Here is a 566-nt window from a genome sequence, read left to right as displayed (position 1 = left end):
TCATTCGGCCCGCCGAGTAGTTCATGGTCGCGGGGCTGTGTGGGCGCTCGCCGTAGGCCGGCTGGTCGCAGAAGCCGGCCGGGCAGCCGCCTTGCCACATCGGCACCGAGCAGCGTCCAACGCCATCGGCGTTCGTCTCTTTGTGGTGTTGCTGAAGTTGGCTCATGGTTATTCCTTTGTGCGACCGGCATTGATGGGATTGGTGGCCAGGCCGCGCCAGCGCTTCAGGCCGCGGTCACTGCGGGGCACCGGGTCCCAGAAGTCCCGCTGGTGCCGTTCGAGAGAAGCCATGCCGTAGTGCCACTGCTCGCCGTCCCAGCGGTTGAACCAGACTTCGGCGCCCTGCTGGAACGCGGGGTCTTCCGACCACTCGCATTCGTAGACGCCCGGCCGTGCTGGCTCGACCGATAGCGGGAACCAGCGCGAGCGCCTGCGCTCGTCCTGGAGCTTGATGCGGCGTTTCATGGCTGTACCCCCCCTGTGAAAGTACGGGATCGGCGGCCGGCAGCGGGCAGTCTTCCAGGCTGCACCACTCGCCATCGTTTCGATGGTCAGCGTGGATGCAC

The 566-nt window shown here is 66.3% G+C and carries 1 protein-coding gene; it reads right to left on the bottom strand.

Translation table 11 applies throughout. From position 1 onward, the window contains the following. Window positions 1-168 precede the first annotated feature (168 nt). Window positions 169-465: a hypothetical protein gene (locus tag ACXJKR_RS34270; protein WP_457326660.1), complete on the bottom strand. Its 297-nt coding sequence runs from the start codon at window positions 463-465 to the stop codon at window positions 169-171. Window positions 466-566: the final 101 nt, after the last annotated feature.

It is taken from the genome of Roseateles sp. P5_E11 (assembly GCF_054049355.1).
This window is presented reverse-complemented; position numbering and strand designations above follow the sequence as displayed.